Here is a 21,355-nt window from a genome sequence, read left to right on the forward strand (position 1 = left end):
CGAGCTTTGTCTTAAGCTAGCAGTAAAATCACCAATAGTTCGAAGAGCACAAGCGTTATGATTTGGTTGTATTGAGCTGGCGTATAGATGGGTCTATGCTGACCATGAGGATGCCCATGCGGATTTACTTGAAGGTATGCATGGTGTCCATCCACGTTAACCAAAACACCTTCATACGTATGTCCTTCTAACGTTGTGACACGAATAGTACGACCGATATGAGGGTGGAGTGCACCTACAATCGTATCTCTTTTCTGCCTTAACATGTGCTGCCAATTTTGATCTGCCTGGAAAAGAACATGAGGCCCGTGATGACCGGGATGTACAGGGTGAACAGGATGAACAGGGTGTTGCGATGGATTCGTATACATACGGTTTCGCTCCTTTTTCGTGCGGCTGCGCTTAGCAGCAGGCTTTTTGCCTAGGTTCACTACTAGACTATTCAGCCGCCCAAAAAAGGTGTATCGCCAACTCGTGTCAATTCAACAGGTTAGTCGCGTTTAATCGTAACTACGCGCGTATCGTCATTGAAGGAGACTTTGCCTCCAAGCTGCTCCACGATGAATCGAATCGGCACGAAAGTGGATCCGTTATGGAGCGTAGCCGCGCTTTCCAACTCGATAGAAGCGCCGTTCACGCTTGCGTTCTTACTGTCTAGCTTCAGGATGATCGTTGCACCTGACAAGAGGTCTTTGATGGTAACCTGCTGAAGATCTCCGTTCCAGCCAACCTCAGCGCCAAGCTTTTCGGAAATAAATCTCACAGGCACCATCGTTTTGTTATCTGAATTAATAAAAGGCTGTGGGGTATCGGATTCAGCCCCGGAAGCACTATCGTTCAACTTCAGATTGACTTCTTTTTTCGTTACTTTCAAATCATCTTTGAGCAGCTTGTAAATGAGAGACTGCTTATCTAGGTTATTCAATAAGCTGTAGATAGAAGAAGCTTCAAGACCTACATTTAGCGCACCGCCAGAAATGTTGATGGTATTCGCCGTGACCGGTTTATTGATATTCCACGTCTCACCTACGTAAGACAGCTTGAGTGCAGCAACGCCTGAGTTCGTATTCGTAAGAGGAACATTCAACGCAAGGCTTTGCTTGCGAACTTGCTTATCAGCGTCTGTGTAGATATCTGCTTGAAGGGTTGATTTACTGTTAAATAAATCCTGAACCGGCAGAATGCCCGGCTCGTTGGAAGCATCTCCAGCAATCATTTTATCCAAGGACGCAGCTGTTTTCTTCAGGAAATCTTGAACAGGTGGATAGACAAGTCCAACAGCTAACTGTTTATTACTTAAAATCTTTAGAGAAAAGTCGGTTGATCCGCCCTTGATTTGCTCCTCAATAATGGGTGAGAGGGCATCGTACAATTGGCTAATCAGTTCTTTCAATCCAGCTTCATCAGCGAGAACATTACTCAGCAGCTTTTTGAGAAGGGAAGCCAGTTCCGTGCCGCTAAGCTCGATATGCGCTTTTTGCAAAGAGAGGGACTCGCCATTCACTTTGTCCGTGACAGGTGTGACGGATATGTTCGATGGATTAGGCGTATTAGCTAAAATAAGTCCAATAATCGCAGATTTAATATCTGCAATTTTGTTGCCGAACTGTTCCTGCACAGCTGTTGGTAACAGTTTCGTAAACGATAAATTAGAACCTCCTAAGACATCGAGAACAATCGGTTTCTTCGCGCCCTCGACACTCAAAATGAACTTGGTGCCCTCAGTTGCAAGTTTGAAAGGAATTGTGCCTTTACTGTATGTAATCGTACCATCTGCCGAAAGGTGCTGTGCATCTTGAGTTTTCACATTGGTGAGTTCGATTTTCACGTTTTGCAGAGCGGTTAGTGCCTTCTGCTCCTCAGCGGATAGCTTAGAAGTGTCGCCGGGCACAAACTCGAGCTGCAGGGTGCCTTTGGATTCTGAGGACTTCACGGCCCAGTCATTCTGAATCGCCCCAGCAAGGTCTAATCCTTGCACAGCCTGGCAGCCTGATAAAGTTAACATCATTAAAACCATTGCGGCGGAGATCCACCAAGTCAATTTCTTTTTGTACATGTGATAATCTACTCCTTAGGTTTAATAGAAATAGTAAAAGACGTTCAATGATTATACGCGAAATAAAGACGAAGGATTCGCTGTTAGGAGTAAATTTTTTTGAACGAAACCTTTTATTACCAAATTCGTCTATATTTATAAGGCATACTGCGTACAAGGTAAATTTGCTAAAGCAAAACTCTTAGGAGGTAATTGTCTATGATGACGTTGTTTGCCATATGTTTCTTTGTAGGCCTTGTACTCACGGTACTTGTTACGTTTTTTGGCGGTGAGTTTCATGCGGAAAACGGGGCTACCCATGCCCATGGTGGACCGTCTTTTTTTAACTTATCTTCCATTTTAGCTAGTTTGACGGTGTTTGGCGGCATTGGGTATATGCTGAATCAAGTTGGGATGACAAGTAGTTTACTTATTCTGCTTATCGCAATCGGTGCCGGTCTCTTCGTAGGATGGCTCTTCTTCCTTCTCTACGCCAAAGTTATTTATAAGCATGACCACAGCATGAAAGAGAGCGATTTTGATCTGAGTGGTCAGTTAGGAAAGCTGTCTGTGCCGATTAATGGGAAGGGTACGGGCGAAATGATGTTTGTGATGCATGGCACTACGCGTTCCATCAGTGTTCGTTCTGAGAATGGGGAGTCCATTCCGAAGGGGACGAAGGTCGTCGTTTTGCACATGAATAAAGGGATTGCGACGGTAACGAGGTTTAACCAATAATAGCAGCTGCAATTAACTACTGGGAGGTTATGCGTTTATGTTGGGGATTTTGTATACGGTTGTTGCGATTGTTGTTGTCGTTTTCATCTTACTGGCTTCCATTGTGAGAGCGTACAAGAAAGTACCGCCGAATGAAGCGATGATTGTGTATGGTTTAGGTGGTAAAAGGGTCGTTCAAGGCGGAGGGACGTTCGTCATCCCTGGTTTTCAAAGCTATAAAACAATCTCCATGATGCTCATGAGCTTCGATGTGAAGCCGGATCAACCTATGTTTTCCCAACAGGGGATACGGCTCAAGATTGAGGCGGTGGCTCAGATCAAGATTCAAAGTGATCCAATTGCGATTGGCACAGCCTCGGAGCAGTTTCTTGACCACACACTTTTAGAGCGGGAAATGATGATTTTGCATTCTGTAGAAGGGCATCTTCGTGGGTTGGTTGGGCAGCTGCCGGTTGAATCTATTCTCAAGAATCCGGATGAACTTAACAGCAAGATGAGGGAAACGTGCTCTGAGGATTTGGATAAAATGGGGCTGAGCCTTATCTCCTTTGTGCTCAAACGAGTGGCCGATGATCAAGGATACATTGAGAATCTGGGCGTACCAGAAGTGGAACGTATCCGCAAAAGTGCTAGTATTGCCAGAGCTGAAGTGGAACGGGATATCCAAATTCGTCAGGCAGATACGGAGAAGGAATCCGCGATTCGTCGAGCGGAAGCCCATCAGTTAAAAATTGAAGCGGAGAGCGCCGCTTCGGCGAAGGAAGCGCAGTATCGCAAAGAGCTAAGCATGAAGGAAGCGGAGTTCAAGCAAGAAACGACAAGCCGGCAGGCTGAAGCGGATTTGGCTTATGAGTTGAAGCAGAAGCAGATTCAACAGTCGCTCGTGACTGAACAGGTGAAGATCAGACAGATGGAAGCGGAGGCGAACAAGACCGTTCGCCAGATTGAAGTCGAGCTGAAGGAGAAAGAGCTCGAAGCGTCGGTCATTAAGCCGGCTGAGGCGGAGAAGCTAGCTGCCATTATGCGCGCCGAAGTCAATAAACAGAGGCAAATTCTCGAAGCGGAGGCGGATGCCGAGTCGACGAGAAAACGCGGCGAAGCGACGGCCGAAGCGGAGCTCGCGAAAGGGAAAGCGAATGCGGAAGTCGTCCGCTTGGCGGGGCTTGCGGAGGCTGAAGCGCTGGAGAAGAAAGCGGAGGCTTACAAGCAGTATACGCAGGCGGCGGTTACGGTGGAGATTCTTCGGATACTGCCGGAATTGGCTGAGAAAATTGCGGCTCCGCTGAGCAATGTAGATAAAATTACGGTGATTTCACAAGATGGAACGACCTCAGGCGTGAATCGGATTACAGGCGATATTGCCAAAATGATCGCGCAAGTGCCGGAAATTACACAGACACTAACAGGCAAAAGCGTGACAGATCTTGCGCGTGCATTTCTAGGTAAGGATAATGAACTTATTAAGAATAAGGAATCGGAATAACGTGAATGAACCATGTAAATGAGCAATGTAAATGAGCAAGTCCTCAGCTTCCGGGCTGAGGATTTTTTTTGTTAAGAATGGTTTAGATTTAAAGCGCAAATGGTTGAATTGCTATACAATTAGAAAAACACTAGATTTCAGTGCAATGATTGATAGCTTCAAAGAGATGAGGATCCTACATCGTGGAGATATACAGAAAGTTTCTAAGGAATTTATTACTAAATTATATAATGGGCTCTGGGATCGCTGTTATTGTGGTAGGTGGAGTCATCATTCCTACAACACTAACGATTTCGAATGCGGAAATGGTTCGCGTATTCATCATTATGGTCACCTCGCTATGCGTGATGATGCTTGCTGAAATCGCGGTGTTTCGTAGGCACATGAAGCCGATTCGCGAGATGCTGGAGCAGGAGACTCCAGATCTAGCAACCATCCGAGAAGCCTATCTACAAACGCATCGGTTTCCGGCGCTTTCGGTGATGCGGATCATGGGACCGCACTTTCTTGGCTTATCGATCCCTGCTATGACGATGGCTAGCATCGGGATTGCGAGAGGTTGGTTATCTCTTCCGGTTTTTTACATTGGACTTGCCGGTATTGGCGCAGTTCTTGTGGCTAGCATGCATGCGTTACTAGAGTTCTTCACGACAGCTCAGGCCATCAGGCCGGTGCTCATACATATTCGGGAATTGGGAAGGCGCATATACGGTGAAGATGTTTCCTTGGATGGACGTGTCATCGTTTCGATTCAACGAAAGTTTCAGCTTAGCGCTTTCCTAATTGGAACTATGCCGCTCTTTCTGTTTAGTCTAGCAACTCAAATTCGTTTGATTTCGCAGTCCTCGGATATGACGGTCGATTATTGGAAATGGGCGGGTATCATTCTACTGCTTGGCGTCGGCTTTTCCTCTTTAGGGGCGCGAATGCTGGCAAGAGACATCCAGCAGCCAATTGGAGATTTATATAGGGCAATGAAAGAAGTCCAATCCGGCGATCTGCAGGTAAGAGCCTCAGACTTATATTCAGATGAATTTTCGCGGCTTGTTGCTGGCTTCAACCACATGGTTAAGGGTCTTGAAACGCGTGAACAGATGAACAACCAACTGCTGCAGAGCTATTATTCCACATTAGCTGCTGCACTCGATGCTCGGGATGCTTATACAGCAGGTCATTCGACGCGTGTGGCCAAGTATTCCATGTTGATTGGACGAGCTGTAGATTTGAACGAGCAGGAGCTCGATCTTTTAAACAAGACCGCCTTGCTACATGATATCGGCAAAATTGGTGTGCGCGACGATGTGCTGCTGAAGGAAAGTCGGCTCACCGACGAGGAGTTCGAGCAAATCAAGCTGCACCCCGTGCTTGGCGAATCGATTTTGAAGCAAATCGAGCCTGCTGAGGCTATGGCGCCCCTGCTTCCAGGCGTGCGCTCTCATCATGAGCGCTATGATGGCGGCGGGTATCCGGATGGCCTGAAGGGCCTGGATATCCCTGAATTCGGCCGCATCATTGCGGTAGCCGATGCCTTCGATGCCATGACCTCCGATCGTCCCTATCGGAAAGGGATGCCGATCGAGAAGGCACTCGCCATTCTCGCTGAGGGAAAGGGAACCCAGTGGGATTCCCGGTTCGCTCAAAGGTTCATTGATGTTTATAAGGTTTAAAATGTATGAAGGAAGGGTCCTACAGCCGCAGGAATTGCGAGGTGTGAGGCCTTTTTTTATTGTTGGATTGTGGTGAGGAAGTTGAGTTGAAGTAGATGGCGAGTGAGAGAGAAGGGGAGTTTGGCGACTTTAGTGATGTTTTACATCGCTAAAGTGAGAGTTGACTAGCTAGCTGGTGAGTTAGCGATGTTTTGTAGCGTTAATGTAGCCGATGGGTGGTGGAAAGAGGGCGTCCGGCGACTTTAGTGATGTTTTACATCGCTAAAGTGAGAGTTGACTAGCTAGCTGGTGAGTTAGCGATGTTTTGTAGCGTTAATGTAGCCGATGGGTGGTGGAGAGAGCGTATCCGACGCTTTGTAGCGCTTTACTTCAACATCGTGGGCAGTCTAGCAAAACTCCGCTATAATAGAGAAAAAGATGCTGGAGGTCTGGTTATTATGGATGAGTTACGCTACCCTATTGGAATGTTTGCACACGAAGGAGAAATTTCACGGGAGCAGTTGCAAGAGTGGATGGCTGACATCGAGTCGACGCCAAGTAGGCTGCGTGACGCGGTTGCTGGGCTGTCTGACGAGCAGCTAGATACGCCTTATCGCCCAGGAGGGTGGACGCTGCGACAAGTCGTGCATCACGTCGCAGACAGCCATATGAACAGCTACACAAGGTTTAAGCTGGCGCTGACGGAGGAAGAGCCGACGATCAGACCGTACTACGAGGATCGCTGGGCTGAGCTCAGCGATGGCAAGTCTGCTCCGATAGAGTTATCGCTTACCTTACTTGACGCTTTGCACAGCCGCTGGATGATTGTTCTGCGAGCCATGCAGCATGAGCAGTTTGCGCGTGCATTTGTACATCCAGAATCTGGGGATACGATTCGACTGGATTGGAACGTTGGCAATTACGCATGGCATGGTAATCATCATATTGCCCACATCACGAGCTTGCGCGCTCGCAGGGGCTGGTAAGCAACGAAAACCCGTTAAGTCACAGGACTTAGCGGGTTTTTTCAACTCTACCATTATCCATTTCGTCACTGATGCTCGATTCAGCCTGACCATCATTCAAATAGCGGCCGACTTTATCGATCCACTCTTGTACGTAGTGATCGGTTGCCCACTGCGCCATAACGAGTTTCTCGCCCGGTTGGAGGTCCAAGGTTAGTTGTGGATCATTCCCCGGCGCCTGCCCGTAAGGGTAGAACTTGAGCTTGCCGTTCTCGAAAATCACGATCATATCATTCATCGGCGATGTTAATGCATCGGTTGCTAACGGCCACGAGGACTGAATAGCGCTCCATGAGCAGCAAAGATCATCATGATTGATGACTTTATCAGGCAGCTCGCGCGGGAAGTCGTGCAGAACGTAGCTATCAGGCGTCGCTGCATTAATTCGCGGTGTCTCAGCGACCTTGCCGACCCAGCGGCCTGGTTCACGCTGGACGGTCCAGCTTTGGCCTGTAATCTCACCAAGCAATTTGGTAGAGCTGCTCGGTACATTTGTAAGAATGCTGCTACTGCTGCCATATAAATCGGTGATCGAAACGTGGTTCTTGTCCACCGGTTTGTTATAGAACTGCACAGTATGCCCTTCTTTTAATTGAGGGAGGGTACGAACCCAGATGCGTTCCGCTTGATAAGGGGCATTACCTCGCCAAGCCTCCTCCGATTCAGCGATGGAAACATATTGATTCCCAGCAAATAACAGGGTCTCCACGCGATTTAACTGTTCGTCCGCTTGATCGGGGAATACTTCTGGCTTCACGGGCTGATCAGCTAGATGAGCAGATAAATAGTGGAACTCATCTGTTTTCGTTTTATGAACCAAGGAATCGATTTTCCAAAAATTTTGCTTATAAGGCATGAGAATTCCAGTGCCCTCGGACGTCTTCTGCAGTTGGCCGCGAACCGGCGCTATAAGCATTGTTCGATAAGTACTATAACGAATGGGTCCTAAAGCATGCTGCGCCTCTGTATTGTTAGATTCACGCTCGGTCCTTAGCCCAATAAGCAGTGCGGTGCTTATTGGGGCAGGGGACGAACTAGTGGACGCCGCAGTCGTAACAGAAGCATCCATTGGAGGAGCTGCGTCACTTTGCGTATGGATTGTACGCCATGGAAAGAGCAGTAACGCTGCAGCTATTGCACCGATTCCGGCGAAACAGAGTAGGGGCTTTACCTTCGGTTTCGCTCTTTCCTTCCGCTCAATGGCTTCCTCGATCTCGCCTTGAAGCTTGGAAGTGAAGCCAGATTGCTTAAGCGGTCCTGATTCCAATTGCTTATGTAAATCATCCGGATCAGGAGTTTTCAAGCGCTTCACGCTCCTTCAAACTGATCACCTTGAGTCTGGCGTGGTGAAGTCGGGATTTAACGGTTCCCTCCGAGATGTTAAGGATGGCAGCCATTTCTTTCGTTGAGAGCTGATAATGGGCATGCAAAATTAAGATTTCTCTGTATTTTGGAGACAGAGAAATCACTTTTTTCCATATATCACTAGCATATAATTTCTCCATCGCTTCTGTTTCTGCCGATTGTGATGTGCCAGCAGATTGAATGAAGCCAACAAGTGTAACTTTGCGCCAAAATGCTTTACGTAGGTAGTCATAAGCGGTATTACGTGTAATGGTAAGCAGCCAGGTTTTGACCGAAGCTTCACCGCGGAATGTAGTAAGATTGCGATATACTTTCAAGAAAGCATCCTGCGTAATGTCATCAGCTAAATCTGAATTACGACAAATGCTAAACGCATAATTCCATACATCATTCCCATAAGTTTCCATTATATTGCGAAGGATCACTTTCTGATCCGTTGTTTCAGATACGTACTTTAAGTAATCAAATACATGGACACCGGTCGTCTCCATTCTCTCACCTCTCTGAATTAGACGTTACAAGTACAAAAAAGTTCGCATTTTTATAAAAAAAATCATACTTTATAGGGTTCGAAAGTGAACTGGCAGATGAGTCGGACTTCTACGTGTAATTTGAAAAATAGCTATAGCTCGAAATCTGGAGGAGATTTGCTTCAAGGGAGAGAATCGAAGAGAGACAACAATAAAGAGAGTATTCAGAAATACCAAGAGAACAAGAAGACATTTTAAATGGTAGAAAGTGTTAGCACCTACATGATTAAAGAGGCCGAGAAAGTAAACTCGTTCATGATGTGTCTTGACAATAGAAGGCCTTAACACGCAATATGAAGAAAGGACACTGGATGAAAGATCAGGTCCTTCGGAGAGGGAGAACACCATGAATTTCGTTGAGCATATAGTGGATCATTTGCGGTCTGGACAAATTAAAAACTTTCCGCAGCCGATTGCTCTGAACTTGGGCTTAGTTTATACAGTTAAACTGGAAGACAGGAAGACGAATTTAATTTGGCTGCCTTTCGAATTTACAGGTCTCGCTTACATTGATACGGGGCAACTAGTGAACGTACATCCCTACTATCGAGGCGTTATTATCGAGGAAATCGAACTCTCGCGCGGAACGGATCTACATAAGCCGCAAACGGAGGAAGCTTTCATTAAAGCTATATTTCAGAAAAGCTGGGAGATGCATCAACTGCTGCAGCAGGAAAAGTATGCGAGTTTGCAGGGAAATGCGCCAGACTTCCTGACCAAAATGTTATACATAACAGATTGGCTGCGCTACTATAATTCAGTTATAACCGTGGGTGCTGGGAAAAAGATCGGCTAAATAAGCCGTTTTTCATTGGAAAGTAGGGACTGTATTTTCTACATGTGTAGAAAGCACGGTCCTTTTTTGTACCCATTCCTATGGCTATAGTCCCATGGTGGATAGTTCTTGGCCACTTGGATCACTAGGCTTTAAGCCTGTTCTCAAAGCATTGTAGAAGGCTTATCCTAAAGACTGGTGTAAACGATGCCAAAAACTCATGGAGAAGCGGAGAGTAATAAGATGTTACAGCTCAATAAATGGCTTACAATTGCAACGGTATGTTGCGTAATGACAATAGGTGTCGTACAAGGGAAGAGTGAAGCGGCCGGTATGACGGACGTTCGAGGCCATTGGGCGGAGCAGACGATTAATCAGATGGTGCAGCAGGGGTTACTAGACGGCTTTCCTGATGGGACTTTTCGACCAGATGATTCTGTGACTGCTGATCAATTTGTGAAAATTGTCTTGCTCGCTTTTACAGATAAATATCCGAATGGTGAGCGTAAATGGAAATCGAGCTTTATGCAAACGCTTAGCGCGAGCAACCAAAGTATTTTGCAGCAGGATTATCGGGATTTCACGTTCAAACCTAACACAGTCGGTTATTGGGCAAAGCCTTATTTGGATTTGGCTAGTGATCTTCATTTTATAAGCAAAGGTCAGTTCAGTGACTACAAGGCGATGCTAAAACGCGAAGATGTAGCCGAAATTCTGTACTATTTACTCAAGGAAACGGAGTATTTGGAAGACGAAGTGTACAGTCTCAAAGCAGCTTCACAATTCGGTGATCTTCAAAGTGCGACGGCCAGACAGCAGAAATTCATTGGCGAGGCCATGACGAAGGGAATCATGGAAGGCTACCCCAACGGTTACTTCGGCGTTGGACGAACGGTTACCCGAGCTGAAGCACTTCAAATCATTGCTCGTTTACAGACGAAGTCGAAGCGCATCAGTGTGAACAGCGGAAGTGAAGCGTTCATCAAAGTCGTACCTACGAAGGATGGCAGCTATAAGAAGCTGATATTCCCCGATCAGCGAATGCTGCAAGCCTACGATGTAATGGAGGAAGCGGGCAAGCTGCGAGGTTCGAATTACGACCTTGAAGAAACAACGCTGCGACTATTCCGAGATGCCGAGGCTAAAGGGTTGGCCATGAGCGGTGCGACCACCGAGGTGCGCAATAGCAATGAAGTGTCCTTATGGTTAGATCCACAGTTTACGACCTACGGTGTGACTGTTCACCTAGAAAACGGGACACTAGCCCGCAATACGGAGAGCATCCGGAAATTCACGGATTTCCTTTTTGGCTATGACGCAGACATCTTCTATCGCCAGTTTACTGACGCTTGTGAACGTGCAGCGGCTAAGGGTGTTCTCGAAACTACAACGAAACAAATCGGCAGCTACTCTGTTGAAACACGGTTAGAAGCGGATGGGAAAACGATCATTTTTTCAATTATTCATTCCTAGATATACATAAAACGTGTGTACAAGCTGTACATACAAGTAACCGTAAAAAACTTTATATCACCGATATCTAGATTACATGTACGTACAAGTGTATAATATGAAATCATATATACATTTTATCGGAAGGTGTTGATATCAGGTGCTAGAGAACTTGAAGCGTGCGGTGTTGGAAGCCAATTTGGATTTGCCAAAATATCGGCTTGTCACATTTACCTGGGGCAATGTTAGCGGGATTGATCGTGAGCGAGGCCTTGTTGTGATTAAGCCTAGTGGCGTACCTTATGAGGAGTTAAGAGCGGAAGACCTCGTTGTCGTTGATCTGGAAGGGAAAATCGTTGAAGGCAAGCTGAAGCCTTCCTCGGATACACCGACACATCTTGCGCTATACCGTTCTTTCCCTACAATTGGCGGTATAGTTCACACACATTCAGCTTGGGCAACAAGCTGGGCACAGGCAGGAAGAGGCATACCTGCACTTGGTACAACACATGCGGATTATTTCTACGGGGGAGTGCCATGCACACGTCTAATGACAGAGACTGAGATTAATGGAGCCTACGAGCTGGAAACGGGAAATGTCATTATCGAGACGTTCAAGGAATTGAAATTGAATCCGGCGATGGTCCCAAGCGTGTTGGTGAATTGCCATGCACCTTTCAGTTGGGGCAAGGATCCTCACAATGCGGTTCATAATGCAGTTGTACTGGAAGAGGTAGCGAAGATTGCCTACCGTACTTACAATTTAAACCCATCGGTAGAGCAAATGGACCAAACGCTGCTGGATCGGCACTTCCTGAGAAAACACGGAGCGAACGCGTATTACGGGCAGTAAGGATAAACGACTCCGCGTCCTTTGGGGACGTGTGGGGAGGAAGTATACATCATTAAGAAAAGGGCAGTTGGGCTCTATGCCAACTGTCTTTTTTGCTTTGAAAGCGCGGAAACCGAGGCGAGGTTAGGTTTTATAAGTTGGGAAGTCGATTTCCGAACATATGGCAACGGTGGATACCGATTCGCCCTTTTTTTGCATTTGGGTAGGAAGGTTATCTTTTGGTATGATAAGCAGGTAGGAATGATTTGGGGAAGAGGGATGATGAGAGATGTTTGCGAAATCAAGTTATGAGGGAACAAGAGAACATAATTATGCCTTGCTGATTCAGCAAGTTGAAGCTTTGATACATGATGAACCGAATCGCATTGCGAATTTGGCTAACGCCGCTGCGCTGCTGGGGCAGTTTCTGAGCGATGTGAATTGGGTAGGTTTTTATTTGTTAGATGAGACAAGTGACAAGAAGGAGCTCGTACTGGGGCCGTTCCAAGGACTTCCGGCTTGTGTACGGATTCCACTGGGTAAAGGTGTTTGCGGTACATCGGCTGAACGTCGGGAAACGGTACTTGTTCCAGATGTGCATGCATTTCCAGGTCACATTGCCTGCGATGCGGCATCACAATCGGAGATCGTGGTACCGATCCTTGTAGGAAACGAGCTTATCGGGGTGCTGGATATTGATAGTCCTATCAAGAGCCGATTTGATGACATCGATCAGCAGTACTTGGAACAATTTGTACAGAAGCTTGCAGCTGCTATGTAATCTCATAGGTGGCAGAGAAAATATCTGCCATATCTTCATCGGAACAGAAGCTGCAGCTGGCCAGCATGTTGTTATGTTTTAACCGAGCACCTAATAAGATCAGATGACTGGTAAGCTGCTGTTCCATAATTGGATCTGCGATGCTGAATTCGATCCCGTATTCATAGAGGGATGGCTTCAGCATCGTTTTTCGTGTGAGGACACCTAATACTTTGATCTCTTGATGAAAAAGATGAAAAGTGAATTCCAGCAGCAAGCTCATATCGATAGGAAGATTCAATGGGGTGTGAATACGTATACCGCCTGAGCTTATATCTCTTATCATAATTTTAGAATGTTTGGTGTCAGCTGCCTTGTTTTTGATACCTATGATTTTGAACAAGGCTGATAAAGGAATTTGAAGGTTGAGTCGGAAGCTGGAGCGCTTATTTGCTTGTGACATACTTACTGCTCCTCATGGTTGATAGGTCTATTATACTATATTGATGATTAATTTGAACTACCTTTCATTTGATGAATTTGAAAATAAAGCTGCCTAATCGTATGCAGAAAGCTTGCGGATGAATGATTTCAGGCCTTCTTCTCCGTTAATAAAAAGCCTTTTGAGCAGATAAGGGGACTGCTGGTTTGTGGCATTGCCTTGTTCTATCGTAAATGCATAACGAAATCCATGATCCTTAAGGAGCTTCAACGTCGTTTTGTTATATTCGCCATAAGGGTAGCAATATACATCGGCTTTGGTTCCGAGCTTTTCCTCGATTTGTTTTCTGGCTTCTAAGATTTCGAAGGCTTGTTGATCCGCGGAAAGCTGGGGGAGATGAGGGTGTGTCATCCCATGAGGTTGAATGTCCCAGCCAGCTTCTTGCAGTTTCTTGATCTGTTCCCAGTTCAGGTATCCTTCCTGATCGCTCATACCAGGTGATATAAAGAGGGTAGCTGGGAAGGAGTATTTGGCAAGAAGAGGCATCGCTTGCTCATAATTATCGATGTATCCGTCGTCAAAAGTTAGCAGCACTGGTTTCTCTGGAGCCGCCTCGACGTCTTTTCCTTCGATAAGGCTAATAAAAGTAGATAGAGAGACCGGGGTGTAACCATGGTCGTGAAGATACATCAGCTGCTCTTCAAGCTTGGCTGGGGAAATAACGACAACATTCCCTGGATCAATCGTGACACTGTGGTAGTTGAGAACGGGAATGCTGATTTTGGACGGCAGAGGTGTTGGTCTTGTTGAAGACTGAACTGCCCCTTTAACTGCCAAAGCAGAAGGGGAAGCGGGAATGGGGACGTAAGTATTCAAAGTAACCGTTGAGGCCGCAGGCAATTTAGGTTCCTCTTGGAGCGGAGGTTCTGGTGTTATTTCTAAGCTTGGAGCGGGTTTGTCCTCTACAAAAGTATAGTCCTCGACCGGAGCTTGGGATGGAGATTCGACGATCTGAGCATCGACCTGATGAGGGATCAATGCCGGAGTTGGTGAGGATCCCTCTAATTGATACCCCGAGGAGTCAAGGCTGATGGACACGAGTAGGAGAAGTATAGTAAATAGACCTGCTAGCACCGAATAAACAAGGATTCTCTTTCTTTGGTAGTTCATAGGCACACCAACCATTTCTAGAGGAATAATCTATTACTCTATTTGTAAGCAAAGGTTGGGAGAAATATACCTAGTTAAGCCAGTTAGAGAGATTCCCTCATATAAAAAACTGCTATCCAAACTGTCTCCAGTTCGAATAGCAGTATTTGGCGCGTGCGTTAAACCGCGTTGCTGATGATGGCAGCTAGAAGCTTGCGCATCGATCGAGTTCCGACTTTATCCATAATTTTATCAATATGGACTTTAACTGTTTTTTCGCTAATGTTGCAGTGATCAGCTATTTCTTTGTTACTGTAACCATGGAGCGCGATAAGACCTATAATTTCGGATTCTCGGTTCGTAAGTAAATGTATGGCTGCAAATTGGGTTATGACGGATTGCACACTCTTATGATGAAGGTTCATTACCGGATTCTCTTGCACATGCTGCATGCTTGAACGACCTCAATATCTTAATTAATGTATGGCGTACAGTTCATTGTACCAGAGTTATCCCCTCTAGGATTCATATGAGATTGTCTAATTTAAAAATTTTTTGCTTTAATCTTTACTTTGGATAACAAGTAATAAGCCTGTTTGGAGTTCGATGAGGCCTTCCGATTCCTTAAGTACATTACTAATTCCAAGGGACTGTCCAATCTGAAGAGTTGCTTGCTGAAGCGGATATTGGAAACCATGCAGCGTAATGCCGGTTACTTCCAAACTAAGCGGCAGCAGCGATATATGTGTATAGCTCCCCCGTAATATACGAGTGGATTGGTTAATGGCAATGATTTGGTTGTTAGCATCCACAATGGAACAGGAGACGCCTTGCTCTGTGCCTTTGCGTAGCAGATGCACATTGGCTAACGAGTGATCAAAGCGTGTGCCTAGCGCGCCAAGCAGGACGATATGATCAGGTTGCTGATCCAGTGCCCAGTTAAAGGCCATTTCGGTGTCTGTTAAATCCTTGAAGACCGGATCGCAATCGATGAAAGTGAGACTGGAAGAGCGAATACGGCTCAACTCTTCGTCAGTGACAGAATCGAAATCACCGAGTGAAATATGCGGCGTATAGCCGTGTTGAATCAGATATAGGGCACCACGGTCCGACCCTACGAGAACGTCATCTTCATGAATGTCTCCAAGTGCCCAATCCCCGAGTGTCCCTCCGGTTACAATGATAATTCGTTTTCCGTTCATGCTTGTTCCCCCAACGCTTGATATATCATCCCCTTAGTATATCATACGCAGGCAAAAACCGAGCTGCAATTCATCGCAGCCCGGTTCTATGATTAGGTTCTCGCGTCCACACGCTTGCGCATAGGGTTAAGCTCAGACTGATCATGATCGATCACGGCTTCATCGGCGAAGCCCTTCATTTCCCAAGTCGTTCGTCCCAAAACAAGATCAGCGGGAAACTCGTCGCCGCGCTTGAGCGTAACCTCTCGTCCTGCTTCATTGGCATAAATACCGTCCGTCTCAACCGTGTCGCCAGTCATGGGATCCATCGATTTGTCATTAGACATGCTGTATTCCTCCTTTCCTGTTGCTTATTCATACCATTTCCAATGATGGAGGAAATTATGAGCGGAATCATGTAGAATGAGAAGGTTGTCACAGACTAGAAGGCAGAAAGGGAATGAATCAACATGGCTTTATGGGGGACGATTGTGAATGCAATCGCCATTATTATTGGGGGATTATTAGGAATGATGCTGCCCCGCATCTCGGAAGGCATAAAAAGCACAGTTATGCAGGGCCTTGGGCTCGCCATTACTGTGCTGGGCATTACTATGGCATTAAAGTCGAATCAAATCGTACTAGTTATTATGAGCGTGGTTATTGGAGGTATCATTGGAGAACTGCTGCGAATCGAGTACAGGCTAGAGCAGCTTGGTGACTGGTTGCAGGTGAAACTTCGCAAAGGCTCTTCTGCTCATCCTACAAGCAGTATCTCGCAAGGCTTCGTGACATGTACGTTGGTTTATTGCATTGGAGCTATGGCTATTCTGGGTCCTTTGGATGGCGGCCTTAGGCATAATCATGATATTTTATATACCAAATCATTGCTGGACGGGTTCTTATCCATTATCTTCGCGTCTACTCTTGGGATAGGTGTGATTTTCTCGGCGGTGTCCGTGTTCGTGATGCAAGGGGTCATCGCTCTGGCAGCGACTTTTATAGCCATGGCATTCAGCCAAGCGTCTCTAGATGCTATGATCGTCCAAATTACAGCCGTGGGTGGCGTCCTGGTGATTGGCGTTGGCCTCAACATTCTCCAAATTAAAAAAATGAATGTTGCCAACATGCTTCCGGCACTTGTCATAGCGGCGGCAGCGGTTCCTCTGCAGCATTATTTTACCGTATGGTTTAGCCGACTGTTCTAAACAGCCGAACCGTTAAATTTGTATCCGACACCACGAACCGTAATAATGTAGCGAGGCTCTGCTGGGTTAGATTCAATTTTCTTACGTAGATTACTAATATGTACAATGAGTGTTCGTGGATCGCCCATGCTATCCAGGCTCCATATAAGTTCAAACAGATGCTCGATTTTGTATACTCGATTAGGCGTCTTAGCCATTAAGGAAAGCAAATCGAATTCTTTGGCCGATAACGATATAGTCTGTCCATTCACGCGAACGATGTGGCTAACCAGATCGATTTCGAGGCCAGGGAATTTCACCAACTGGGGATCATCCTGATGCTGCTCTCGAATGGAATTTCGACGTAAATGAGCTTTGACTCTAGCGACGAGCTGACTAGGGCTGAAAGGCTTCGTCATATAATCATCGCCACCCATGCTTAATCCGAGAATAATATCGATATCCTCGCTCTTACAGGAGATGAACAGGATCGGCGTATTGCTCGTTTTGCGAAGCTGTCGGCAAACTTCTATACCATCAAGTCCTGGCAATAGAATGTCCAGAATAATAAGATCGGGCTTATGTTCCTTCACGATCTCAAACACATCGTGACCGTTATTGGCGCTGATGACTTTATAGCCTTCCCGCGCTAGGTAAAGTTGAATCAATTGGACAATTTCTTGCTCGTCATCTACGACTAAAATAGTTTCTCCTGCCATACTAGAAATCCTCCTCAGTAACGGAACAGCTTGGTAGAAAGAACGGTGTTCCCGCTCTAACATGTTACCTTCATTATAGAACGATTCTCCTAGATATTTCTATCCTTTTATTGACAGATAAAGAGATTTGGTACGGTTCATACTCCGAAGTAGGTAATTTGATCTGCTTCTAAATCCCGGAACATGTGAAAAGTATGAAAAAAGAGTCATATTTCGACTTCAATTGACGAAAATTTTGGTTGAACTTAATTGAATCTTTATGTTCCCATGCTAAGCTACCTAAGTCTCTATGTAAAAAGTACGAGAGGGGCTGCGAAGTAATGAGTCATAAGGCTGAGTCGGATATTGCCAAACATTCATCGTTACAGAAGGATACATTCGTACGCCAATTCATCGAGCAAGCATGGGATCTGTTTAGCATATTTGATGTTTATGGAAATTTGACCTACGCCTCCAAGAGTTTTAGTGAGGTGATAGGATTTATACCTAGTGACTTTCAGCAAGTGGTAGACTTTATCGATTCTGAATATGGTATGGATTTACATAAAATGTTTATCAAAACCTTGCAAACATGCAGCAGCAGTAAGCTAGAATTTCGAGCGAGAAGTGCAAGTAAGAATATCATCTGGTTTGAGTGCACCGCCATTCCAATTCGTAACGACGAGGGTGTTCTAGCTGAGATTTCTTTCGTTCTAACGGATATCACGCTGCGCAAAAATCAAGAGAGCCGTCTTATTGCCATGGCTTTTCATGATCCTCTGACAGGTTTGCCTAATCGGCGAATGTTTAAGGAGCATCTGCAGCAAATGCTTTTGCAAGCCAATCGAACGAAGAGACCGTTTGGACTTTTATACCTAGACATAGATGATTTCAAAGTGATAAATGATACGATGGGCCATGATGTAGGAGATGCATTCTTGCAGGATTTTACTCACCGCATCAAAGGATGTCTCCGTGAGGTTGATATGTTCGCCCGCATGGGAGGCGACGAGTTCACTATTTTATTACCCGCGGTTGATTGTAAGGAACACGTGGAAAGCGTCGCTAAGCGCATCATTCAGTGTTTTGAACAGCCATGGGACATACAGGGGCAGCAGTTTCGAGCAACAGTGAGTATGGGGATTACGATGTACCGCTCGGATGAAAGCGATGCGACTAGTATGATGAAAGAAGTAGATATTGCTCTATACAAAGTGAAGGGCAAAGGCCGTAACCACTACCAGTTTTATTAGAAACCGTTACTCGGAGCTGTATGCTCTAAGTAACGGTTTTTTGGTATCACCAATATTTACCATGGCACATTCGATTTCTTTCTAGCAGAATAAAGGAAGCAGCTAGATGCTAGAAATGGGAGGTGGCCGATGAATAAAACCAAAAATCGATGGAACAAATTCGTGATTATACTAGCCGCGGCGGGGCTTTTGACAATAGCAACAAGCTCAGAACCTAGTGTTAAGGCTGAAGCTAGCTCGTCTCAAGGGAAATTTACGATGTCTTATCTCTTTTTTGGCAATTCAAATTCCTATACCTCGCAAGTAGATAAAAGCGGTCAAACACTCGATGTTGTCTTGCCTAGCTATTTTCATATCAATGCAGATGGTAGTTTGCAATTATCTGATTCTCTATTGGACTCGTTCATTACCGATATGCACCAGCGAGGGAAGAAGGTTGTCCCTTTTCTTAGTAACGATTTTGATAGGACCCTAGGTGAGAAAGCCATTGATAATCGAGAAGCGCTTGTGAATCAAATAGTTGAGGCTATCAAGGACCATAAGTTGGACGGCATCAATATGGATATCGAAAATGTGGATGCAGCTTACCGTGATAAATATACGGATTTGGTCAAAATGCTGCGCGATAAACTCCCAAGCGGGATGGAAGTATCAGTAGCTGTAGCGGCGAATCCTACAGGAGCAACGAAAAGCTGGATTGCTTTGTATGATTACAAGGCATTAGCCGCGGTGAGTGATTACTTAATGGTCATGGCTTACGATGAAAGCTATCCTGGAGATCCGACCCCGGGACCTGTGGCAAGTTTACCCTTTGTCGAGAAATCGATTCAATACGCAGTAGCGCAAGCACCAGCCGATAAAATAGTTCTTGGCGTTCCGTTCTACGGGCGGTACTGGAATCAAAATGCTGCCGTTAATGGCTCAGGTGTATCCGCTCAGGCGCTAATGATGCTGATTGACACCTATAAAGGGACTGTGCGGTATGATGCTGCTAGTCAATCACCAGTAGCTACTTTCACGATAAGTCCAACCAATGCAGCGTCTAGCGTATATGGCAATAACCTCGGAGCCGGTGACTACACGGTGTGGTTCGAGAACGAACAGTCGCTCAAAGAAAAGCTGAAATTGGTAGGCAAGTATAACTTGAAAGGGACTGGAAGCTGGAGCCTGAATCAGGAGACGACTGATACATGGGACTATTACAGCCTATGGTCCGATGGGTTTTACTTCGCCGACATGCAGAAGCATTGGGCGCAGGCTGACGTGTTAACCGCGGCGAACCGTGGCTGGATGCTCGGCATAGCCTCTGACCGGTTCGCGCCGGACGCGGCGCTCACGCGGGCTGAAGCCGCGACGATTATCGTGCGCGTGCTGGGCTTGAAGGGCGAGGCGGCAGCGCTCAGCGCCTCGTTCAGTGATGTCCCTGCCACCCACTGGGCGTGGCAGGATATCCGGTTCGCGAAGATGAGCGGGCTGATCCAAGGGATCAGCAGCGATCGCTTCGTGCCGGATCAGATCATGACGCGGGAGCAGATGAGTGTGCTGCTGTCCCGCGCTTTGCAGTTGACTTCGCAGGCTGGCGGTGGAGCCGCTGCGAAGGGCTTTACCGACGTGCCGGCAGGAAGCTGGTCGGCGGGGGCCATCGCTGCGATGAGCAGCAATGGCCTTGTCGACGGCTTCGCGGACGGCACGTTCCGCCCGCGCGCGTCACTGACGCGCGGGGAGATGGCGGCGCTGCTCAGCCGCGCCCAGACGCTGCTCACGAAGTGAGCCGGCTCTAGCAGAGAACCGCACCCTACTCAGGCTTGTCGAGTGGGGTGCGGTTCTTTGTTTTGCTTATCCGTAGCTGCTAAAGCTTGGGTTACTGCCTTGCTTCGTCGCTAATTCTCGATTGTCACCAGATAGCGCCGCCATTGTAAGGATCAGCAAAGAAGCGAATAGCGCCTTTAACGTTAGAACCAACAATTAGCATATAGCACCTCCAACGTCTGAGCCAGCAATGAAGCAAATAGCGCCTTTAACGTCAAACCAGCAATGAGCATATACCGCCTCCGACCCAATTACCAGCGTTCCCAGTATACTGGCTCCCCGCAGCTAATAACAAATTTGATTTAAGTCATTCAGCAGTGTTGTAATTACTACAACAATTCGCACGCCAAAAGGCTATTTTGCAACTTGAAGTTGCAGTTCGTACAACATTTTGAACCCATTTGTGGCAAAATGACCTGTATAGGGTCCAATTGTTGTACATTATGCAACATTGAAGAGGGAGCGCCGGGATAAAGGCCGCAATTGTTGCACTTTCTGCAACATCTCTAATCTTCAACCGAGAATGTGGATTCATTCATCCCATCCCGCTTGGGAGCAGCCTCGAAGAAACCGATGCCTTCTTCTTTGCCCAGTTTGACAAAGGTTGTCTTTTCCTTGGGCCCGGGTTTATCTGTGACGAATTGGCGGATGTTTTTGATGTGTGTTTCGGCACTGGTGATACGATTACAGCCGATCTGCAGCACAGCGGACGAGGAAACGCCTAGAATACGGATATTCTGCACACGAATAAATGAGCCTAAGTTATCCACAGACATTGTGAAGGGTTCCGGAGGCTGGGGGATGGGAAAGGGTCTTTGATAAAAGGGATAAGCCTTGAAGCTCCCCTCATTCCCATAATAGAAGGGAACTTCACGCTGGACAGCGAAGACTCTTGTTTTTAGAGCTGTGTTGATGTTATCGCCAACATGCATGATACTACTCGAGCTTAAGTCGTTGATATAGACATTGCCGACGATGGATAGGCGAACCATGGG

At 46.4% G+C, this 21,355-nt stretch carries 23 protein-coding genes; 11 read left to right on the plus strand and 12 right to left on the minus strand.

Translation table 11 applies throughout. The features are described 5' to 3' along the window. Nucleotides 1-11: 11 nt before the first annotated feature. Both AC58UU_RS26535 and AC58UU_RS26540 read right to left on the minus strand, forming a co-directional pair. Nucleotides 12-371, minus strand: a complete 360-nt coding sequence (locus AC58UU_RS26535; protein ID WP_497320156.1) for an LSm family protein — start codon at nt 369-371, stop codon at nt 12-14. A gap of 119 nt (nt 372-490) precedes the next feature. Beyond that, on the minus strand, nt 491-2,056 hold the full coding sequence (locus AC58UU_RS26540; protein WP_497320158.1) for a copper amine oxidase N-terminal domain-containing protein: 1,566 nt from the start codon (nt 2,054-2,056) through the stop codon (nt 491-493). Between the two features lie 198 nt (nt 2,057-2,254). Here AC58UU_RS26540 and AC58UU_RS26545 point away from each other — a divergent pair, with 198 nt between their 5' ends. The 4 genes from AC58UU_RS26545 to AC58UU_RS26560 all read left to right on the plus strand — a co-directional run bounded on the left by AC58UU_RS26545 (nt 2,255) and on the right by AC58UU_RS26560 (nt 6,888). Next, nucleotides 2,255-2,773, plus strand: coding sequence for an NfeD family membrane protein (locus tag AC58UU_RS26545; protein WP_497320160.1), 519 nt, complete (start codon nt 2,255-2,257; stop codon nt 2,771-2,773). A 37-nt stretch (nt 2,774-2,810) separates the two neighbouring features. Continuing rightward, nucleotides 2,811-4,256, plus strand: coding sequence for a flotillin family protein (locus AC58UU_RS26550; RefSeq protein WP_497320162.1), 1,446 nt, complete (start codon nt 2,811-2,813; stop codon nt 4,254-4,256). Nucleotides 4,257-4,486: 230 nt separating this feature from the next. Beyond that, complete coding sequence (locus AC58UU_RS26555; RefSeq protein WP_497320164.1) at nt 4,487-5,923, plus strand: HD domain-containing phosphohydrolase; 1,437 nt, start codon at nt 4,487-4,489, stop codon at nt 5,921-5,923. A gap of 437 nt (nt 5,924-6,360) precedes the next feature. Then, on the plus strand, nt 6,361-6,888 hold the full coding sequence (locus tag AC58UU_RS26560) for a YfiT family bacillithiol transferase (protein ID WP_497320379.1): 528 nt from the start codon (nt 6,361-6,363) through the stop codon (nt 6,886-6,888). 28 nt (nt 6,889-6,916) lie between these two features. On the opposite strand, the gene AC58UU_RS26565 is transcribed toward AC58UU_RS26560, so the two are convergent. Together AC58UU_RS26565 and AC58UU_RS26570 are read right to left on the minus strand one after the other, a co-directional pair. Further along, complete coding sequence (locus AC58UU_RS26565; protein WP_497320166.1) at nt 6,917-8,230, minus strand: hypothetical protein; 1,314 nt, start codon at nt 8,228-8,230, stop codon at nt 6,917-6,919. Then, nucleotides 8,217-8,783 (minus strand): RNA polymerase sigma factor, encoded by a 567-nt coding sequence (locus tag AC58UU_RS26570; RefSeq protein ID WP_029196193.1) that lies wholly within the window; start codon nt 8,781-8,783, stop codon nt 8,217-8,219. The genes AC58UU_RS26565 and AC58UU_RS26570 overlap by 14 nt, the downstream gene beginning before the upstream one ends. A gap of 304 nt (nt 8,784-9,087) precedes the next feature. On the opposite strand from AC58UU_RS26570, the gene AC58UU_RS26575 reads away from it, so the two are divergent. The 4 genes from AC58UU_RS26575 (at nt 9,088) to AC58UU_RS26590 (ending at nt 12,662) form a co-directional block, all read left to right on the plus strand. Further along, complete coding sequence (locus AC58UU_RS26575) at nt 9,088-9,618, plus strand: hypothetical protein (RefSeq protein WP_497320168.1); 531 nt, start codon at nt 9,088-9,090, stop codon at nt 9,616-9,618. A 270-nt stretch (nt 9,619-9,888) separates the two neighbouring features. Further along, nucleotides 9,889-11,070 (plus strand): S-layer homology domain-containing protein, encoded by a 1,182-nt coding sequence (locus AC58UU_RS26580; protein ID WP_497320170.1) that lies wholly within the window; start codon nt 9,889-9,891, stop codon nt 11,068-11,070. A 139-nt stretch (nt 11,071-11,209) separates the two neighbouring features. After that, nucleotides 11,210-11,902 (plus strand): L-ribulose-5-phosphate 4-epimerase, encoded by a 693-nt coding sequence (gene araD, locus AC58UU_RS26585; protein ID WP_497320171.1) that lies wholly within the window; start codon nt 11,210-11,212, stop codon nt 11,900-11,902. A gap of 268 nt (nt 11,903-12,170) precedes the next feature. Next, nucleotides 12,171-12,662, plus strand: a complete 492-nt coding sequence (locus AC58UU_RS26590; protein WP_497320172.1) for a GAF domain-containing protein — start codon at nt 12,171-12,173, stop codon at nt 12,660-12,662. Here the strand turns inward: AC58UU_RS26590 and AC58UU_RS26595 are convergent. From AC58UU_RS26595 to AC58UU_RS26615, 5 genes are all read right to left on the minus strand, one after another. Then, nucleotides 12,655-13,104, minus strand: coding sequence for a PilZ domain-containing protein (locus tag AC58UU_RS26595; RefSeq protein ID WP_497320173.1), 450 nt, complete (start codon nt 13,102-13,104; stop codon nt 12,655-12,657). The two genes, AC58UU_RS26590 and AC58UU_RS26595, sit on opposite strands and share 8 nt — an antisense overlap. 93 nt (nt 13,105-13,197) lie before the next feature. After that, nucleotides 13,198-14,253 carry a polysaccharide deacetylase family protein gene (locus AC58UU_RS26600; protein ID WP_497320174.1) on the minus strand — a complete coding sequence of 352 codons (1,056 nt, stop codon included), beginning with the start codon at nt 14,251-14,253 and terminating at the stop codon, nt 13,198-13,200. Between the two features lie 158 nt (nt 14,254-14,411). Next, nucleotides 14,412-14,684, minus strand: a complete 273-nt coding sequence (locus AC58UU_RS26605; protein WP_497320176.1) for a response regulator transcription factor — start codon at nt 14,682-14,684, stop codon at nt 14,412-14,414. Nucleotides 14,685-14,792: 108 nt separating this feature from the next. After that, entirely contained in the window at nt 14,793-15,434 is a 642-nt protein-coding gene (locus tag AC58UU_RS26610; RefSeq protein ID WP_497320177.1) for a thiamine diphosphokinase, read from the minus strand. A 92-nt stretch (nt 15,435-15,526) separates the two neighbouring features. Next, complete coding sequence (locus tag AC58UU_RS26615; protein ID WP_057303652.1) at nt 15,527-15,760, minus strand: hypothetical protein; 234 nt, start codon at nt 15,758-15,760, stop codon at nt 15,527-15,529. A 123-nt stretch (nt 15,761-15,883) separates the two neighbouring features. Between AC58UU_RS26615 and AC58UU_RS26620 the strand changes: the two genes are divergently transcribed. Then, nucleotides 15,884-16,621, plus strand: coding sequence for a DUF554 domain-containing protein (locus tag AC58UU_RS26620; RefSeq protein ID WP_497320178.1), 738 nt, complete (start codon nt 15,884-15,886; stop codon nt 16,619-16,621). On the opposite strand, the gene AC58UU_RS26625 is transcribed toward AC58UU_RS26620, so the two are convergent. Further along, nucleotides 16,618-17,319: a response regulator gene (locus AC58UU_RS26625; RefSeq protein ID WP_056833708.1), complete on the minus strand. Its 702-nt coding sequence runs from the start codon at nt 17,317-17,319 to the stop codon at nt 16,618-16,620. The two genes, AC58UU_RS26620 and AC58UU_RS26625, sit on opposite strands and share 4 nt — an antisense overlap. 320 nt (nt 17,320-17,639) lie before the next feature. Between AC58UU_RS26625 and AC58UU_RS26630 the strand changes: the two genes are divergently transcribed. Next, nucleotides 17,640-18,551, plus strand: a complete 912-nt coding sequence (locus AC58UU_RS26630; protein ID WP_497320179.1) for a diguanylate cyclase domain-containing protein — start codon at nt 17,640-17,642, stop codon at nt 18,549-18,551. 129 nt (nt 18,552-18,680) lie between these two features. Then, entirely contained in the window at nt 18,681-20,321 is a 1,641-nt protein-coding gene (locus AC58UU_RS26635) for a glycosyl hydrolase family 18 protein (RefSeq protein WP_497320181.1), read from the plus strand. Nucleotides 20,322-20,387: 66 nt separating this feature from the next. Here the strand turns inward: AC58UU_RS26635 and AC58UU_RS26640 are convergent, their stop codons facing one another. Both AC58UU_RS26640 and AC58UU_RS26645 read right to left on the minus strand, forming a co-directional pair. Next, the gene (locus tag AC58UU_RS26640) at nt 20,388-20,516 is read right to left on the minus strand and encodes a hypothetical protein (RefSeq protein ID WP_497320182.1); all 129 of its coding nucleotides are present in this window, start codon (nt 20,514-20,516) and stop codon (nt 20,388-20,390) included. Between the two features lie 350 nt (nt 20,517-20,866). Continuing rightward, nucleotides 20,867-21,352 (minus strand): spore germination protein GerPE, encoded by a 486-nt coding sequence (locus tag AC58UU_RS26645; RefSeq protein ID WP_497320183.1) that lies wholly within the window; start codon nt 21,350-21,352, stop codon nt 20,867-20,869. Nucleotides 21,353-21,355 lie beyond the last annotated feature (3 nt).

The organism is Paenibacillus sp. JT22N1 (assembly GCF_059692155.1).

Bases quoted from the DNA above. Each gene is read 5' to 3' on its own strand.
- AC58UU_RS26535 (WP_497320156.1), bottom strand. From the start codon at position 371: ATGTATACGAATCCATCGCAACACCCTGTTCATCCTGTTCACCCTGTA.
- AC58UU_RS26540 (WP_497320158.1), bottom strand. From the start codon at position 2,056: ATGTACAAAAAGAAATTGACTTGGTGGATCTCCGCCGCAATGGTTTTA.
- AC58UU_RS26545 (WP_497320160.1), top strand. From the start codon at position 2,255: ATGATGACGTTGTTTGCCATATGTTTCTTTGTAGGCCTTGTACTCACG.
- AC58UU_RS26550 (WP_497320162.1), top strand. From the start codon at position 2,811: ATGTTGGGGATTTTGTATACGGTTGTTGCGATTGTTGTTGTCGTTTTC.
- AC58UU_RS26555 (WP_497320164.1), top strand. From the start codon at position 4,487: ATGGGCTCTGGGATCGCTGTTATTGTGGTAGGTGGAGTCATCATTCCT.
- AC58UU_RS26560 (WP_497320379.1), top strand. From the start codon at position 6,361: ATGGATGAGTTACGCTACCCTATTGGAATGTTTGCACACGAAGGAGAA.
- AC58UU_RS26570 (WP_029196193.1), bottom strand. From the start codon at position 8,783: ATGGAGACGACCGGTGTCCATGTATTTGATTACTTAAAGTACGTATCT.
- AC58UU_RS26580 (WP_497320170.1), top strand. From the start codon at position 9,889: ATGACAATAGGTGTCGTACAAGGGAAGAGTGAAGCGGCCGGTATGACG.
- AC58UU_RS26590 (WP_497320172.1), top strand. From the start codon at position 12,171: ATGTTTGCGAAATCAAGTTATGAGGGAACAAGAGAACATAATTATGCC.
- AC58UU_RS26595 (WP_497320173.1), bottom strand. From the start codon at position 13,104: ATGTCACAAGCAAATAAGCGCTCCAGCTTCCGACTCAACCTTCAAATT.
- AC58UU_RS26600 (WP_497320174.1), bottom strand. From the start codon at position 14,253: ATGAACTACCAAAGAAAGAGAATCCTTGTTTATTCGGTGCTAGCAGGT.
- AC58UU_RS26605 (WP_497320176.1), bottom strand. From the start codon at position 14,684: ATGCAGCATGTGCAAGAGAATCCGGTAATGAACCTTCATCATAAGAGT.
- AC58UU_RS26610 (WP_497320177.1), bottom strand. From the start codon at position 15,434: ATGAACGGAAAACGAATTATCATTGTAACCGGAGGGACACTCGGGGAT.
- AC58UU_RS26615 (WP_057303652.1), bottom strand. From the start codon at position 15,760: ATGTCTAATGACAAATCGATGGATCCCATGACTGGCGACACGGTTGAG.
- AC58UU_RS26620 (WP_497320178.1), top strand. From the start codon at position 15,884: ATGGCTTTATGGGGGACGATTGTGAATGCAATCGCCATTATTATTGGG.
- AC58UU_RS26625 (WP_056833708.1), bottom strand. From the start codon at position 17,319: ATGGCAGGAGAAACTATTTTAGTCGTAGATGACGAGCAAGAAATTGTC.
- AC58UU_RS26630 (WP_497320179.1), top strand. From the start codon at position 17,640: ATGAGTCATAAGGCTGAGTCGGATATTGCCAAACATTCATCGTTACAG.
- AC58UU_RS26635 (WP_497320181.1), top strand. From the start codon at position 18,681: ATGAATAAAACCAAAAATCGATGGAACAAATTCGTGATTATACTAGCC.
- AC58UU_RS26645 (WP_497320183.1), bottom strand. From the start codon at position 21,352: ATGGTTCGCCTATCCATCGTCGGCAATGTCTATATCAACGACTTAAGC.